The organism is Desertivirga brevis, from assembly GCF_017355835.1.
In genome coordinates, this window is the sequence record NZ_JAFEWF010000001.1 from 572,018 (window position 1) to 589,360 (window position 17,343).

A 17,343-nucleotide genomic window follows, 5' to 3' on the forward strand; every position below is an offset into this window, starting at 1 on the left:
GCTGTTGAATGCTTATGTATATGGTGATACACTTATCACATCTACTTATTGCTCACTTATAAATATTATACTATACAATAAATGAAAATTTTTATTAAAGGATTACCCTTACAAGTTGGGGAATCTGAATTAAGAGAAGTCTTTGGTGACTTTGGAAAAGTTAACTCTCTTAGAATTATAAAAGACAGAGAAACCGGAAAAAGCAGAGGTTTCGGTTTCGTGGAAATGCCAAATGAAGCCGAAGCAAAAGAGGCTATCAAAAGCATGAACGGAGGTGATTACTACGGACACAAAATATTTGTTACTGAAGCGAAAGAAGACGGAGCTCCTCAGGGAGGTGGCGGCGGTCGTGGAAATGGCGGCGGTGGCTTTAATCGTGGCGGTGGTTCTTATGGTAATAACAGAGGATCTCACAGCAGATAGCAGCTTTTATCAGAGCTTTAAGACTTTTCAATAACATAAAAGCCTGTCTTTTTTAAAGGACAGGCTTTTGTTTATTAGCATAAATGGCAAAATCAAGCTAATTTATCTTTACTGTAGATGCTATTTTCTGCATCCCTAATGGTTATAAAAGTATAAGTATCCAATACTTCCTCAAAATCATCATCGTCGTCCCATACAGACAATATGTTCTTCAGGTGATTAAGTGTTAAAAAAGCATTTATAGCGGGAACCTGCTCTGTTTCTATCTGGGGAATTCCGTTTACAGATCTTCCCGCTTTAACAGCAGTTTGTGTATCGTGTGATATGAAAAATAATTGCTTCATCTACGTTCTAATAATTTCTTACTTCTATTATATCAATTGAAATGCCAACCCTTATAAATATTCATTTGCCATCCATTTAATTTCCATTGCTTACCCTAATCATAACATTTTTCTTGTACTCCTTGTTAATACCTCGGTGAGAAACCAAAGAATTTCTACGTTACTGCAATTTGAAGATAAGTGATTAAGGTAGAGGCTAATTAGTTAACATTAATAAGTCAGGTAAAAACAATCGGGACCGTCAAACGTACTTTATAGAAATTAACAGATAGTTTTTGTCTGCTAATACAAGATATTCTTATTGAGAATAATTAATCATTTAAACTAAGAAAAACATGCTCGAAGAATTAACTAACAGGGTAAATAAATCCGTAAAAGGAACTGTTTTAGAACCAGGAGAAATGGAAAATGTCAATCCAACTGAAAGGGTGATATCCGCGGCAGCTGGAAGTTACATGCTGTTTAAGGGAATTACGCAGCTTTTCCGTAACCCGATTCTCGGCCTGCAGGAAACTGCACTTGGTGGTTACCTACTTTACCGCGGAGCTACAGGCTACTGTCCCCTTTATAATAAATTAGGTAAAGACACCACAGACCTACCTGCAATAAGGATCACGGAAACTTTCATTGTAAACAGCCCGAGAGAGGAAGTGTACAGGTTCTGGAGAAATTTGGAGAACCTTCCGAAATTTATGAAGCATTTGAAATCTGTAACAGAGATTGATCAGACTTACTCTCATTGGAAAGCAAACGTACCAGGGGAACTGGTAACTATCGACTGGACCGCTCAAATTACAAAAGAGGAAGAAAACCGGTATATTGGATGGCAGTCTATCGAAGGTGCTAATGTAGATAACGCTGGAAAAGTGGAGTTTCGCGACGCAATAAGCGGAGTGGGAACTGAACTTAATGTTGAAATCAACTACTTCCCTCCTGCCGGTGCTATTGGACATAGTATTGCAAAACTAATGAACGGAGTATTTGAGAACATGGTGAGAGAAGACATAAAGAACTTCAAACACTATGTAGAGGGTGATGAATACAAAACTTATACCTCAGGATCATCGATTAATGCTTAACTACTTAGCTGATTAAACTGGAAGGCTTAGGCTTTTGAAAACAAAAAAATCCCGCCGGTTGGCGGGATTTTTTATTACCATATCTGATTACTTCTTAGAAAGCGTACATGCTTTCAGCATCCTTACTTTCAAGAGCTGTAGTTCCCATTAAGAATAAGTCTACACGTCTTGCAGCTTCGCGGCCTTCTGATATAGCCCAAACAACCAAAGACTGACCTCTTCTCATATCACCTGCAGCAAATACTTTATCCACGCTGGTCTGGTACTGGCCTTCTTTAGCCTTAACATTACCACGCTCGTCGAACTCTACACCTAACTGCTCCAACAAACCTTGTTTCTGAGGATGTAAGAATCCCATTGCAAGATAAGCACGCTGAGCAGGTAGTTCACGCTCAGAACCTTCAACCTCTTTGAATTTAACCGGACGGCCAAATACATCAGTTTCCCATTCTACGTCAACTACTTTTAAAGCTCTTAGCTCGCCGTTAGCATCACCTAAGAATTCTTTAGTATTTACCCCCCACATGCGGGTACAACCTTCTTCATGAGATGTTGTAGTTTTTAACAACATTGGATAAGTAGGCCAAGGCATCGCCTCTGTACGATCTTTCGGAGGCTGAGGCATCAATTCGAACTGAGTGATAGAATTTGCCTTATGACGGTTTGAAGTACCAACACAGTCAGAACCAGTATCACCACCACCGATTACAATTACATCTTTATCGGTTGAAAGGATATCTTCTTCAGAATAAGGGATACCACTAACGCGTTTGTTGTTCTGTTTTAAGAACTCCATAGCAAAGTAAACCCCTTTAAGCTCGCGGCCCGGAATGTTCAAATCACGAGGAATAGTGGAACCACCAGCTAAAACAACCGCGTCGAATGACTTCATCAACTCATCGGCAAGGATATCTTTACCAACTTCTACTCCTGTTTTGAAGATGATACCTGCTTCTTCCATCAATTTAACGCGACGTTCAACCACCCATTTTTCCAATTTAAAATCAGGGATACCGAAACGAAGTAGTCCGCCTACTTTTTCATCACGCTCAAATACTGTTACCGTATGACCAGCTTTGTTAAGCTGAGCAGCTGCAGCTAATCCGGCAGGACCGCCACCTACTACCGCAACAGTTTTACCTGTACGGATCAAAGGTGCTTTTTCAACTACCAAACCTTTTTGATAAGCAATCTCGATGATGTGCTTTTCAATTTCCTCGATAGTTACCGCAGGCTTGTTAATACCTAATACACATGATGATTCACATGGAGCAGGGCAAATCCTCCCTGTAAATTCAGGGAAGTTATTTGTTGAAGAAAGAATGCGATAAGCTTCTTCCCAATTTTCTTTATATACCGCGTCGTTAAACTCAGGGATAATGTTACCAAGCGGACAACCATTGTGGCAGAAAGGAATACCACAGTTCATACATCTAGCCGCCTGCTCGTTTAACTTCTCCTCTGTAAATAACCCTACGAATTCTTTATAATCGTTAACACGCTCTTCAACTGGCCTTTTACCGGGCAGCTCTCTCGCGTATTCTTTAAATCCTGTTATTTTTCCCATTTTTAATTAGCTGGTTGAAATTGTGCGTGTTGTAATACTTTTTTATACTCTTTAGGGAACACTTTAATAAACTTACCAGATTCCTGATTCCAGTTACTTAGTAAGAATAACGCTAGATGACTTTGAGTCAATTGCATGTGCTGACGAAGTAGTGCAGTGATTTGCTCTTCATCTTCTCCTGTTAGCGGATCTAGATCCACCATTTCAAGATTACAATGCTCAGCAAATGTACCGTCTGCATCATAGATCCAGGCAATACCACCGCTCATACCAGCGGCAAAGTTTCTTCCTGTTTTACCAAGTATTAACGCTCTACCACCAGTCATATATTCACAACCGTGATCTCCCACTCCTTCTACAACTGCAGTTGCACCAGAGTTACGTACTGCAAAACGCTCACCTGCTTGTCCTCTTACGAATAGCTCACCTGAAGTTGCACCGTAAAGTGCCACGTTACCAATGATGATATTATCTTCAGGAACTAAAGAACTATCAGCTGAAGGATAAACAGCTAATCTAGCTCCTGATAAACCTTTTCCTACATAGTCATTACCTTCACCTTCTAACTCAAAAGAAAGACCTTTTGTCGCGAAAGCTCCAAAGCTTTGTCCAGCAGAACCCACAAATTTGTAATTGATAGTATTATCTGGTAAACCAGCAGCTTTATAGATCTTGGTTACTTCGTTAGACAATACGGTACCGATTGTACGGTCAGTATTTTTAACGTTAAATGAACCGAATACAGGAGTTTTGCTTTCTAATGCCTGTTTAGCGTGTTCTAATAGCTGCCAGTCAAGGATATTAGACATTCCATGATCTTGCGACTCGCTGTTGTATAGCGTTTGGTTCTTGTTAGGATTAGTCACAGGATAAAGAACTGCAGACAGATCTAAAGTTCTGGTTTTCCAGTGGAGATTATTTTCTCTTACTTTCAGGAACTGAGCCTTACCAACCATTTCGTTAATTGTTCTGAAACCAAGATCAGCCATAATTTCACGAAGCTCTTCTGCTAAGAAGTTGAAAAGGTTAACGATATGGTCTGGTTTACCACTGAACAACTTGCGTAATTCAGGATCCTGAGTAGCAACACCTACCGGACAAGTATTTAAGTGACACTTACGCATCATGATACAACCACCAGCAACAAGAGCAGCAGTTGCAACACCCCATTCTTCTGCACCAAGTAAAGTAGCGATTGCAATATCGCGGCCGGTTTTCAACTGACCGTCTGTTTGTAATACAACGCGGCTTCTCAATTGGTTACGCACAAGCGTTTGATGTGCCTCAGCAAGACCCAGCTCCCAAGGTAAACCTGCGTGTTTAATTGAACTGATTGGAGAAGCTCCGGTTCCACCATCGTAACCTGCAATCAGGATTACGTCGGCATGAGCTTTAGCAACACCTGCTGCGATAGTACCAACACCAGCTTTAGATACCAACTTAACATTGATACGGGCAGCACGGTTAGCATTTTTCAAATCGAAGATCAACTGAGCTAAGTCTTCAATTGAGTAAATATCGTGGTGTGGAGGAGGAGAAATTAAACCTACTCCAGGAGTTGAGTGACGTACTTTCGCAATCCATGGATCAACCTTATGACCTGGCAACTGACCACCTTCACCTGGTTTAGCACCCTGAGCCATTTTGATCTGAAGCTCATCTGCATTGGTAAGGTAATAAGAAGTTACACCGAAACGTCCAGAAGCTACCTGTTTGATAGATGAACGCATTGAATCTCCGTTAGGAAGTAATTCATAACGCATCTCATCCTCACCGCCTTCACCTGTATTACTTCTACCACCGATACGGTTCATGGCGATAGCAAGTGTACTGTGAGCCTCGTGAGAAATAGAACCAAAAGACATTGCACCAGTTGCGAAACGCTTCATGATGGCAGAAGCTGGCTCTACCTCAGAAATAGAAATTGGCTCGCGATGATGAGCGAAATCAAACAAACCACGTAAAGTGTATTTTCTTTCGTCCTGCTCATTTACTAAACGGGCGTAGCTTTTGTAAACGTTATAGTCGCCTGTCTTAGTGGCCTGTTGCAACAAGTGAACAGTTTGTGGATTAAATAAGTGAGCTTCACCGCGGCGCTTCCATTGGTAAATACCACCCTCTGCAAGCAATGCAGGTGCTTTACTGATGAATCCGTTTTTATGTTTGAATAAAGTTTCCTTAGCGATCTCGTCTAAACCAAGACCTTCGATCCTAGTAACAGCACCAGTGAAGTATTTATCAACTACTGCTCTGTTAATACCAAGGATTTCAAAGATTTGAGCACCTTGATATGATTGAAGGGTAGAGATTCCCATCTTAGAGAAGATCTTTAACAAACCATCACAAACGGATTTGATATAGTTTTTAGAAAGATACTTGAACTCTAAAGAAGTTTCAAGGTTGCCTTCTTCTTTTAAAGCATGAATAGTCTCAAGAGCAAGGTAAGGGTTAACTGCAGTAGCACCGAAACCTAATAAACAAGCAAAGTGATGAACTTCCCAAACATCTCCAGCCTCAACCACGATACCTACCTGACCACGGTAACCTTTTCTGATCAAATGGTGGTGAACTGCAGATACAGCTAAAAGTGAAGGAATTGGAGCATGCTGAGAATCAACAGCTCTGTCTGATAAAATGATAACTTCGAACCCATCATTTACCGCATCCTCTGCGTAACGGCAAAGCCTTTCTAGTCCCTTTTGAAGAGAACCTGCCTGACCATCAGCTTTGAAATACGTTTGAAGAGTTTTAGCATTGAACATTCCTGTATCAATACTTCTTAATTTCTCAAGCTCAGTATTAGTTAGGATCGGCTGTTGCAAGGCAACACAATGACAATGCATTTTATCTTCATCAAACAAGTTACCATTGCTGCCAATAAATGTAGCAAGGCTCATTACCATACGCTCACGGATCGGGTCGATCGGTGGGTTAGTTACCTGAGCAAAGAACTGTTTGAAATAACTTGAAAGGTGCTGTGGACGATCTGACAATACAGCCAAAGGAACGTCAGTACCCATTGACCCGATAGGCTCTTTACCATCAACAGCCATTGGCTTAATGATAGTTTCGATATCTTCACGGGTATAACCGAATACCTGATGATATTTGTGAACTGCATCTTTAGAAAGATTTGTAAATGCAACCCTCGGCTCAGGTAGTTCTTCGATTTTAATTTTATAATTCTCAAGCCATTCAGCATAAGGCTGACTGCTTGCAATTTTTGTTTTAATTTCCTCGTCTGTGATGATCTTACCCTCAACAATGTCCATTAACAACATTTTACCAGGTTGCAAACGGCCTTTTTGAGTGATCAACTTCTCATCAACTGGAAGTGCTCCAGCCTCTGAAGCTACTATTACGCGTCCATCATTTGTAGTTGCATAACGTAACGGGCGAAGACCATTTCTATCTAATAAAGCACCAATTTGCTTACCATCTGTAAAGGTAAGTGCAGCAGGTCCATCCCATGGTTCCATCATTGTAGCATGGAATTCATAGAATGCTTTCTTCAACGGATCCATATGCTCGTTTCCATCCCAGGCTTCAGGAACAAGCATCATCATTACATGAGGTAAAGAACGGCCAGTATGTACCAGAACTTCGACTACGTTATCTAAACAAGCTGAATCTGATTGATTTTTATCGATCACAGGAAGAACGATCTCAAGTTCTTCGGCTGTAAAATAAGAAGACGCATAAGATCTTAAACCAGCATAGAACCAGTTCAAGTTACCAGTTAACGTGTTAATCTCACCATTGTGAGCCATAAAACGGAATGGCTGAGCCAACTTCCATGAAGGGAAAGTATTGGTAGAGAAACGGCTGTGTACCATACCAAAAGCAGAAGTCAAACGCTCATCCTGAAGATCAAGATAATATTGACGTAATTGGTAAGTAGTAAGCTGTCCCTTGTAACCCATAACACGGGCAGAAAGTGATGTGATATAAAAATCACTTCCGTTCTTCACTGTTTCATTAACAGACTTGGTAATTAAGCGTCTTAACACATAAAGCTTTCTTTCGAAATCTTCTACGCTTACAATGTTGGCAGGACGGCCAATAAACACTTGTTCAACATCTGGCTCAACGGCAAGAGCTGTTGGGCCAACCACACTAGGGTTTACAGGAACTTTACGGAATCCTAAAAAAGGAAGGCCGAGCTTTTCAGCAGAATTAATAATTACTGATCGGCAAGCCTCTTTAGCAGCTATTTCTTTAGGGAAGAAAAAGTTACCTGCACCATAATGGCCAGGCTCTGCAAGGTGGATATCCAAAGCAATACACTCTTCCATAAGGAATTCATGAGGTAATTGCATCAGAATACCGGCACCATCTCCTGTTTCAGGATCACAGCCACACGCACCTCTATGCTCCATACTCTCCAGAATTGTTAAAGCATCTGAAACAGTTTGGTGCGATTTATGGCCATTAATGTTCGTAATAAAACCCACTCCACATGAGTCGTGTTCAAATTCAGGGCGATATAATCCCTGTTGGTCATTTCCGGTTTGCTTCATCAGAATTATAATGGTAATCCACGAAAATACGCTTTTTGGCCGAAATTTCACTATCTGGCAATAACTTTTGCGTTTTCTTTAAAACAAAAAGAACAAAATCACTCTTGTTTAACGATTCATTAAATTTAACGTCGATTTATTGAAATATTAACAATAGCCTTTGTGAACATATCAACAAAACAGCATTAATTCAGCTTTTTTTGAAAACAATTTGATGACATTTGTAGTTATATAATGTTATTTATATGATCCTGGTCATATTATTTTTCTAACAAAAGCCCACAAAATTTAGGTCTAGCGGCTTTGAATAACCGCTACTTACCTTAACGGTATCTTAACAGCTTCCTTACAAGCCTAGGCAAATTCAATAAAGATCTTGAGGGATGAAAGACCTTAAGAGCGTCCCCTCCTTTTTATCATTCTTAACTTTTCAGCCCCCCCTTTTTTAATGCTTTTTGCGGTAATTATTAGCTCAATTTAGGGTGAACAGGAAGGTACCTTCTTCGAGACAGGTTCGAGGCAGCTTCGGGAAGGTTCTCCAAAATTCCGAAGGCGTCCCGAACCAGGTACACTAAGTACCCCAACCAGATATACCGAAAGTGCTCTAATGGGCAGCAAACGAAGTTTTGAAATAAAACTACAAAATCTCAAATCCTAAAAAACAGAGATAAAAAGAGAAAACTGACTTTTTGACTTTTTGGGTTTATTCGGGAAGTGTTCGGAAAATTTTTAGTAGCGGTAGAAAATTAAAGACTTAGTGTACCTATTTTTCAAAGGTTGGACGAAGTTGGATAGCATACTGCTCTTTATCGAAATTATGTACCAAGTAACCGTTCGGGCAAACCTACTTCTTGCAAATAATTGAACTTAAATAGTTCAGATACCCCACTTGTACTCGCTCATATCTGATGAAGTGATGGTAAAGATACAAATAGTTTAGAAATAATTACCTTTTAATACAGCCTGTAACGCACTACAAGTCAATCCGATTAGCTGCAAAACCGATCACATTCCTTTCCGTTTTCAATAAATATTTTCAAAAAAATTATAGAGATATCAAAAAGTTCTTACTTTTGCGGCGGGTTAGTCTTCTACGACCAGCTCCTCTTGAACTCCCCCAGGTTGGGAACAAAGCAAGGGTAGAGGGTTGTAGCGGTGCGATAGAAGGTGCTAGCCCACTTTTTTTTTCTTCTGCCATTAAAATCTAAAGACACAGATCACAAAAACTCCACTGAATTAAAATTTAACTTTTATTACCACATGAAATTTTTTATTGATACTGCAAATTTAGCTCAAATCAAGGAAGCACATGATCTAGGTGTTTTAGATGGCGTTACTACTAACCCTAGCTTGATGGCTAAAGAAGGAATCACTGGTGAAGAAAATGTGATCAATCACTACAAAGCAATCTGCGAGATTACAGATGGAGATGTAAGTGCTGAAGTAATTTCTACAACTTTTGAAGAAATGATTGCTGAAGGTGAAGCATTAGCTAAACTTAATGAGCGCATTGTTGTAAAGGTCCCAATGATAAAAGACGGTGTAAAAGCAATTAAGTATTTCACTGAAAAAGGTATTAAAACTAATTGTACACTAATATTTTCTGCTGGTCAGGCTCTGTTAGCTGCTAAAGCAGGTGCAACCTATGTTTCTCCTTTCATTGGTCGTTTAGATGATATCTCTACTGACGGCTTGACTTTAATCGAAGACATTCGCACTATATTTGATAACTACGGTTATACTACACAAATATTAGCAGCGTCTGCTCGTCATCCGATGCATATTATTAATTGTGCTAAACTTGGTGCCGATGTAGTTACAGCTCCTCTAGCTCCAATATTAGCATTATTAAAACACCCGTTAACAGATAATGGATTAGCTCAATTCCTTGCAGACCACGCGAAGGCTGCAGGTAAATAAGAGCATTATAATTTTTTTTTGAAGGCCGCTTTTTATAAGGCGGCCTTTTTTTATTTTTAAAAAAACCTTAATGAGCAGAAATCTAAAGCTGAGGATGATTTTTTTTTGAGGGTTCTTCCCGACTGTTTTTAAAAAATAGAATTAAAGAAAATCCTATTATTGCTGCAAATGGTTAAAGGAAACGTGAGCGCAATTTTTGATCTAATAATTATTGGAGGCGGACCAATTGGTCTTGCCTGTGCTATTGAAGCAAAGAAAGCGGGGTTATCGTACCTTATTCTCGAAAAAGGTACCTTGGTAAACTCCTTATATAATTATCCGGTCAATATGACCTTCTTCTCCACTTCGGAGCGTCTGGAAATTGGAGGCCTCCCCTTTCCCTCCATTAATCCCAAGCCTACACGTGCCGAGGCTTTGGAATATTACCGCCGCGCTACTGTTCAATATGAATTAAATATCAAACTTTTTGAACAGGTTGAAACAGTTGCCAAAGAAGAGGAAACCTTTATAGTAAAAAGTTACAAGGCAAGTTACACCTCTAAATATGTGATCGTTGCAACCGGTTTTTATGATGTACCTAACCTCATAAATATTCCCGGGGAGGATCTTCCAAAGGTATATCACTACTATAAAGATCCGCACTATTTCACAATGCAGAAGGTTGTCGTGATAGGCGCCAGCAACAGCTCAGTTGATGTTGCACTGGAAACATTCAGGAAAGGGGCCGAGGTAACTATGATTGTGAGGGGCGATACGATCGGTAAAAGCGTAAAGTATTGGGTTAGGCCTGATATTGAAAATCGCATAAAAGAAGGAAGTATAAAAGCTTATTTTAGCTCTGAAATAACAGAGATCAGAGAACGTGAAATAGATATTATAACTCCGGATGGTCCTGTAACCCTGGAAAATGATTTTGTTCTGGCTATGACCGGATACCTTCCTAATTTTAATTTCCTCAATAAGATAGGTATTGAATGTTCAGTAGATGAGAATAGGATACCTGTCTATTCCGACAGTATGGAAACTAATATTAAGAACTTATATTTGGCAGGGGTAGTTTGCGGAGGCATGAATACACATACTCTATTCATAGAGAACTCAAGGATCCATGCCATTAGGATAATTGAGGATATCATGTCTAAAAAGTGATCGAATAAGACTAAATGATATACTTTTAATAGCATAAATTCACATCAAGATAATAATGGAAAACGTTGCGGACATTAATAGCCTGAAATTTCCCATCGGGCCTTTCGAAAAGAAAGAAAAATACACCTCAGACGAGATAGCTTCTTTAATTGCTGAAATAGAAGAAATACCTTCACTATACAAGAAAACACTCGAGGGATTAGCAGAAGACGATCTAATCAGAAGTTATAGGCCAGGTGGATGGAATATCAGGCAGTTAGTACACCATGTAGCCGACATCCAATTACTGCATTACTTCAGGATGAAAAAAGCTATTACAGAAACTGATTATTCCGATGTAACATTAATAAATATGGATGCCTGGGCTCAAACTACAGATAGCTTGGCTGAACCAATCGAGGACTCTATCCAAGCCCTTGAAGGTTTAACAAAAAGGTACGTTTTCCTAATGCGATCTTTAACTGATAGGGAATTGGATATAGAATACTTCCACCCGGTTAGAAAGGTTAAGTTTAATCAGGCCCAGGCGATAGCTATATCTAACTGGCACCTCAAGCACCATCTTTCACATATTAAAATTGCTATAGGATCATTATAAAAGATCCTATAGCACAGTATTTACTTTTCCCTACAAATTCTCTACGAATCTACTTTTGTTAAAAGGTTATAAAATACTTGTAATAACTCTTTTAATATTTGAGTTTCATTGATATAACCATCAACCTTTAATTCCAGAAAGGGAACTTTGCCTTCTTCGTTCTCTGTAAGATATTCGACAATTCCAAGACATAGTTCAGGAACTGATATGAGCAGATTCCTTACTTTCTCATCAGCAAACAGCGACTCAACTCTACTTTCCTGATTGGTTTTTATGATAAATCTGTCATCAAATTCTTTATAACCCAGAACCACATCTTGCATGCCGAAAAACTTTCCTAATTCACCAATTACACCTTGAGGATGAATAGCAAAACGAAAGTCGCTACGATTATAAATAATGGAGCTGAATGTGGTAGATTGCTTATTCCCATCAATATCTAATAAAATACGTCGATCATTTTTTTCAAATTCAAAGTGGAAAACTGCTATTGGCCCCTGGTTCTTAAATTCCTTCTCAATTTCAAGCCAAACATTATTTTGATTTTCGGCCGTAATAATTATTGGTTCTTCCATAGTTTCGGTTCGAAATAAACCCTAAGATAGAAGTTTAGTTTTCACCATTTTAAGGAAATTCATTATACAGTTACAAGCGCCCTTTCAAACAAAATCCACCCGTAACCTCTCAATTATAAAACTCGCTCCTGCTGAAAAACTCATAGGATTGCTTGAAAAAAATAACCCTCATATTGTTTTTTTAAATAAAATCACTGGAGCGGACTGCTTATCTTTGCAAAGATGAACACGCAGGACTTATTGCAAAGGGCTCTTACATTTGATTTTCTATCTCAGGAAGAAGGCGTTTATTTATTCAAAAATGCTAGTACATCCGATTTGATATATGTAGCAAACGAACTGCGAAAGAAACAAGTGCCGCACGGTAAGGTAACCTGGCAAATTGATCGCAATGTCAACACCACTAACGTTTGTATTGCAAATTGTAAGTTCTGCAACTTCTTCAGAAGGCCCGGTCACGCCGATAGCTATATCACGGATATTGAAACCTATAAAAAGAAGATAGAGGAAACTTTCCGTTTCGGAGGAGATCAGCTTCTGCTACAAGGCGGGCACCATCCTGATCTAGGTCTTGAATTTTACGCGAATCTATTTAAGCAACTAAAGGAGCTTTATCCTACTCTTAAATTACATTCTTTAGGTCCCCCAGAGATTGCACATATCTCAAAATTAGACGGGCTATCTCATTATGAGGTATTGAAGACTTTAAAGGAAGCCGGATTAGATTCATTGCCAGGTGCAGGTGCAGAAATCCTAAATGACCGTGTAAGACGTTTAATCTCGAAAGGAAAATGTGGCGGACAGGAATGGTTGGATGTAATGCGGGCTGCTCATCAATTAAATCTTCCTACTTCAGCAACGATGATGTTCGGTCATGTTGAGACGCTTGAAGAACGCTTTGAGCATTTGGTTTGGATCAGACAGGTTCAGTCTGAAAAGCCTGAAGGAGCCTACGGTTTCACTGCCTTTATTCCATGGCCATTTCAGGACGACGGAACTCTATTAAAAAAGGTGCGAGGCATTAGTAATCAGGTAACTGCAGATGAATATATACGGATGATTGCGTTAAGCCGGATAATGCTTCCCAATATTAAAAACATTCAAGCTTCATGGTTAACTGTAGGAAAGCAAGTAGCACAGATATGCTTACATGCCGGGGCTAATGATTTTGGCTCTATTATGCTTGAAGAGAATGTGGTAAGTGCGGCTGGTGCACCTCACCGCTTTACATCAGATGCTATCCAAAAGTCTATCCGTGAAGCTGGGTTTGAGCCCCAGTTGCGCAACCAGAAATATGAATTCAGGGAAATGCCAGCACAGATGGAACAGCAAACAATCAATTATTAGACAGGGTTGCATATTGCGCCTCTTTTCATCATGCAAGTTTTTCGGTAAATTGAGCGCCAATTATAGATGGTACTTAACGCACTTATAGTCGACGACGAAGAGTATAGCCGTAAATCGCTGTATTTTTTACTACAGGAAAACTGCCCGGAAGTTACAGTTGGAGCTATTGCTAAATCGGTAGCAGAAGCCAGAAGCCTGGTTGGAGAGCAACAATTTCATTTAGTGTTCCTGGATATAGCTATGCCTAAAGAAAACGGCTTTGAACTACTCCCCACCCTTCAGCGAAACAATATTATGGTGATCTTTACAACGGCCTATGATCAGTATGCGTTGAAAGCCCTTAAAGCCGAGGCCGTCGATTACTTATTGAAGCCAATTGATATAGTAGAACTAAAAACAGCTGTTTCTAAAGCGGTCGACTGGGCAAGGCTTATCGCTCAAAAAGATCCGGAACCAGAAAGAGACGAAGTTGCAAAGAAAGATGATAAAACAAGTAGAAAAATAAGTATTCCGAGCACTCATGGTTTTAATGTTATCGACACCGATGAGATAATTTATTTAGAAGCAGACAGCAATTACACTAATTTTCATTTAAAGAACGGCGAGAAGGTTACTATATCCAAGCCCCTTAAAGAATTTGAAGATAGCTTGACCGATGTTAATTTCATCCGCATCCACAAATCTGTAATTGTAAACTTTAGATACGTGCAGGGATATTCAAACAAAAACGGCCTTCAGGTTTTCCTTACAAATGATGTTAATCTCCCTGTTTCCAGACGGCGCTCCAGTGATTTTCTCGACCGGGCAAAACAGTATTTCAACAGATAGAAATCTTGCTTAGAAAACTCATACATATCTGCCTAATATTTTTTTTCTCGGTTGCGCATGGGCAAACGCTGATCTTCAAAAACTTCTCTGTTAATCATGGCCTTGCATCCTCTACCGTTTATTCTATCCTTCAGGACTCTAAAGGCTTTATTTGGTTTGCCACCGAAAACGGAGTTAATCGTTTTGACGGAAAGAACTTTGAGCTTTTTACAATAGACAACGGTTTATCAGATAATGAAGTTCTTCAAATTAGTGAGGACTCGAAAGGTCGAATTTGGTTCCTTACTTTAAACGGCAAACTCTCCTACTACCTGAATAAAAGGTTCTACAATACGGTTACTGATCCCCTACTAAGGAAAACCATCAGTACGGCTAGTTTCACGTCGTTCTACGAAGACTCACACCATCGCCTATGGTTTTCTACCAATCAAAAAAAAGTATTGCTTATAGATGGGGAGAATGCAAAATTTTATTCCTCGCAATACTCGTTCTCGGGTATTTCACTATTTGAAGATCCGGAAGGAACTTTATTTGGAATAACTAAAGGACAATTATTAAAACTGGTAAATGAAAAGTTTATAAAGGTTCCAATAGCCGAAATTCCCCTTTCTGCAAAGGCTCTATCCTATAACAAAACAACTAGATCTTTGAAGTATATTTCAGAGACCGGCCTGATCGGTTTAAAGAACCGCTATACCAATGTTCTTAGGTACTTTCCTGAAAATATCAATCCTGGTTCTATAGGTAAATTTATCTATGATAATCAAAACAACCTTTGGCTTACCACCATGGGTGACGGGCTTTACTTTTTCAAGTCAAATGGTAGCTCTGCAGAACATTACCTGAAGGATAATCTTATTAGCGACATTAAGCAAGACCAGCAAGGTAATATTTGGATATCTACGATTGGAAATGGAGTCTACATGCTCCCTTTTTACTCTCAGTTTTCTACGAATTATACTACTGCTGATGGCCTAAGTTCAAATTCTGTTCAAAGCGTGATTAAAATGAACAACAAGATTTTACTAGGCCTTCGATCTGGAAAAATTGACGTTGTTTCAAATTCGAAAATAACTTCATATCTTGAAGAAAAGGAATATAATCCTATAAAAAAACTTTTTCACGACAAAAAAAACAATTCGATCTGGTTTGCTTCTGACAATGAGTTAGGCGAACTTGATATAAAGACAAGAAAAACCTCTACCCTTCAAGAGATCTGCGGCGGTTCGTACGCATTAAAGAGTTTTAGTATCAATAACCAGAACAAGGTAGCATTAGCACTCGCCTCAGGTGTTTATGAAATTAACAAACAAAAGCCTTTAGTATTCGATTCCAAGAAGGCTTTGTACAACAATCCTCAATTTGGAACACGTTCCTTCACTGTATATTACGACTCTTTCAATCGCTTGTGGATTGCCAACATCAATGGTTTGTTTTGTTACTATGAAAATAAGATCCTCTACCAAAACAGAGAAATACGCAGTCAAAGAATTACTGATATTACAGAACTACCTGATAAAAGCATAGCATGTACAACTGTTGGATTTGGCGTATTAATTATAAAGGACCTTAAGAAACAAATTACTATTACAAAGCGGGACGGATTGCCTAGTAATATCTGTAAGAAGATCCTCATTAAGGACCGTGAAGCATGGGTGGTCACTGGAAAAGGAATTAGTAGGATAAACCTGAACAACGGCATTTCAATAAAGAATTATAGTACAGAAAACGGACTGATCACGACCGAAATCAATGATCTGTATGTAGAAGGAGATTCTATTTATGCTGCAACAAATAGCGGACTTTCTATTATTAACGTAAATACCTTTCCCTACGACAAAGATCTTCCTCCACTTTACTTAACCCAATTTCTTTCTAATAAGAAAGCGCAAAAGGTTAATAAGGATCTTAGGATTCCCTATAAGGGTAACAATATAACAGTTAATTACATTGCACTTGATTTTGAGCACCCACAGTCGGTTAAATACAGCTACAGGCTAAATCGGGACCTTAAGTGGAGCGAAACCAGTGCCAATACCCTTGAATTTGCCTCGTTACAGCCAGGTAGCTACGACCTTCAGATCAGATCCAAGTGTTTAAATAGCAAATGGAGCGAACCTATCCAGGTTCGATTTAAAATTGAACCTCCCTTCTGGAGAACCTGGTGGTTCATTGTCCTTTTACTTTCTAGTCTTGCACTTCTACTATTCTTCGCAATAAGCCGGTATTACAAATTCAAGAGGAAAAAGGAACATGAACGTCTCCTGACCCAAACCCGGATCATATCCTTGGAACAGCAAGCCTTACAGGCCATGATGAATCCGCACTTTGTATTTAACGTGATGAACTCTATTCAATACTTCATCAATACAAAGGATAACGCTATGGCTAATCAGGCCCTTACCGGCTTTGCAAGGCTATTGAGAAAGAATCTCGAAAATTGTAATAAAAGTTATATAACGCTTGAAGAAGAAGTGAGCTATCTGACATTATATCTCTCGCTTGAAAAAATGCGGTTTGGAGAGAGAATGAATTACAAGATAAATATTGATCCCGGGATAAATAAGGAAAGTACTTTAATTCCATCCATGCTTCTTCAGCCGTACGTTGAGAATGCTATCTGGCATGGACTAATGCCGAAGGATGCAGATGGAAATTTGCTAATTAATATTTCACTTTATGCTCCTTCCAATCTTCAGATCGAGATAATTGATGATGGTATTGGGATAGAAAATTCACTGAATGATAAACCAGAAGGACACATCAGTCGCGGTATGCAGCTGACGAAGGAAAGAATAAACCTTTTAAACAAATTTAAGAACAGATCGATCAGTGTTGAAGTAAAACAACTCCACCCAGAAGGCACTTGTGTAAGACTTCAAATACCTTTTTAACCGTTTACTCAATCAAAGATACCGCTTACTCAATAGTAGATAAAACATTTTTAGTTTCTTTCTATTATTGTATCAGAAAATCGATGTTAAAAGCTTGTA

At 39.1% G+C, this 17,343-nt stretch carries 12 protein-coding genes and 1 other RNA gene; 9 read left to right on the forward strand and 4 right to left on the reverse strand.

Annotation, left to right across the window (positions count from 1 at the left end; translation table 11 throughout):
• The first annotated feature begins 81 nt into the window (after positions 1-81).
• Positions 82-423, forward strand: a complete 342-nt coding sequence (locus J4N25_RS02450; RefSeq protein ID WP_207420552.1) for an RNA recognition motif domain-containing protein — start codon at positions 82-84, stop codon at positions 421-423.
• A gap of 92 nt (positions 424-515) precedes the next feature.
• On the opposite strand, the gene J4N25_RS02455 is transcribed toward J4N25_RS02450, so the two are convergent.
• Entirely contained in the window at positions 516-767 is a 252-nt protein-coding gene (locus J4N25_RS02455) for a hypothetical protein (protein ID WP_207420553.1), read from the reverse strand.
• 335 nt (positions 768-1,102) lie between these two features.
• Here J4N25_RS02455 and J4N25_RS02460 point away from each other — a divergent pair, with 335 nt between their 5' ends.
• Entirely contained in the window at positions 1,103-1,846 is a 744-nt protein-coding gene (locus J4N25_RS02460; RefSeq protein WP_207420554.1) for an SRPBCC family protein, read from the forward strand.
• Between the two features lie 94 nt (positions 1,847-1,940).
• On the opposite strand, the gene J4N25_RS02465 is transcribed toward J4N25_RS02460, so the two are convergent.
• A complete protein-coding gene (locus tag J4N25_RS02465) occupies positions 1,941-3,413 on the reverse strand; it encodes a glutamate synthase subunit beta (RefSeq protein WP_207420555.1) in 1,473 nt (490 codons plus the stop codon).
• A gap of 2 nt (positions 3,414-3,415) precedes the next feature.
• On the reverse strand, positions 3,416-7,933 hold the full coding sequence (gene gltB, locus J4N25_RS02470) for a glutamate synthase large subunit (protein WP_207420556.1): 4,518 nt from the start codon (positions 7,931-7,933) through the stop codon (positions 3,416-3,418).
• Between the two features lie 1,080 nt (positions 7,934-9,013).
• Here gltB and ffs point away from each other — a divergent pair.
• The 4 genes from ffs (at position 9,014) to J4N25_RS02490 (ending at position 11,600) form a co-directional block, all read left to right on the forward strand.
• Positions 9,014-9,112: signal recognition particle sRNA small type (gene ffs / locus J4N25_RS02475), an RNA gene on the forward strand.
• An 81-nt stretch (positions 9,113-9,193) separates the two neighbouring features.
• Positions 9,194-9,853, forward strand: coding sequence for a fructose-6-phosphate aldolase (gene fsa / locus J4N25_RS02480; protein WP_207420557.1), 660 nt, complete (start codon positions 9,194-9,196; stop codon positions 9,851-9,853).
• A 168-nt stretch (positions 9,854-10,021) separates the two neighbouring features.
• Positions 10,022-11,002: a YpdA family putative bacillithiol disulfide reductase gene (locus J4N25_RS02485; protein WP_207420558.1), complete on the forward strand. Its 981-nt coding sequence runs from the start codon at positions 10,022-10,024 to the stop codon at positions 11,000-11,002.
• A 55-nt stretch (positions 11,003-11,057) separates the two neighbouring features.
• On the forward strand, positions 11,058-11,600 hold the full coding sequence (locus J4N25_RS02490; protein WP_207420559.1) for a YfiT family bacillithiol transferase: 543 nt from the start codon (positions 11,058-11,060) through the stop codon (positions 11,598-11,600).
• A 41-nt stretch (positions 11,601-11,641) separates the two neighbouring features.
• On the opposite strand, the gene J4N25_RS02495 is transcribed toward J4N25_RS02490, so the two are convergent.
• Positions 11,642-12,175 carry a hypothetical protein gene (locus J4N25_RS02495; RefSeq protein WP_207420560.1) on the reverse strand — a complete coding sequence of 178 codons (534 nt, stop codon included), beginning with the start codon at positions 12,173-12,175 and terminating at the stop codon, positions 11,642-11,644.
• A gap of 222 nt (positions 12,176-12,397) precedes the next feature.
• Here J4N25_RS02495 and mqnC point away from each other — a divergent pair, with 222 nt between their 5' ends.
• From mqnC to J4N25_RS02510, 3 genes are all read left to right on the forward strand, one after another.
• Positions 12,398-13,522, forward strand: a complete 1,125-nt coding sequence (gene mqnC / locus J4N25_RS02500; RefSeq protein WP_207420561.1) for a cyclic dehypoxanthinyl futalosine synthase — start codon at positions 12,398-12,400, stop codon at positions 13,520-13,522.
• Between the two features lie 66 nt (positions 13,523-13,588).
• Entirely contained in the window at positions 13,589-14,350 is a 762-nt protein-coding gene (locus J4N25_RS02505) for a LytR/AlgR family response regulator transcription factor (RefSeq protein ID WP_207420562.1), read from the forward strand.
• Between the two features lie 5 nt (positions 14,351-14,355).
• Positions 14,356-17,244 carry a ligand-binding sensor domain-containing protein gene (locus J4N25_RS02510; protein WP_207420563.1) on the forward strand — a complete coding sequence of 963 codons (2,889 nt, stop codon included), beginning with the start codon at positions 14,356-14,358 and terminating at the stop codon, positions 17,242-17,244.
• Positions 17,245-17,343 lie beyond the last annotated feature (99 nt).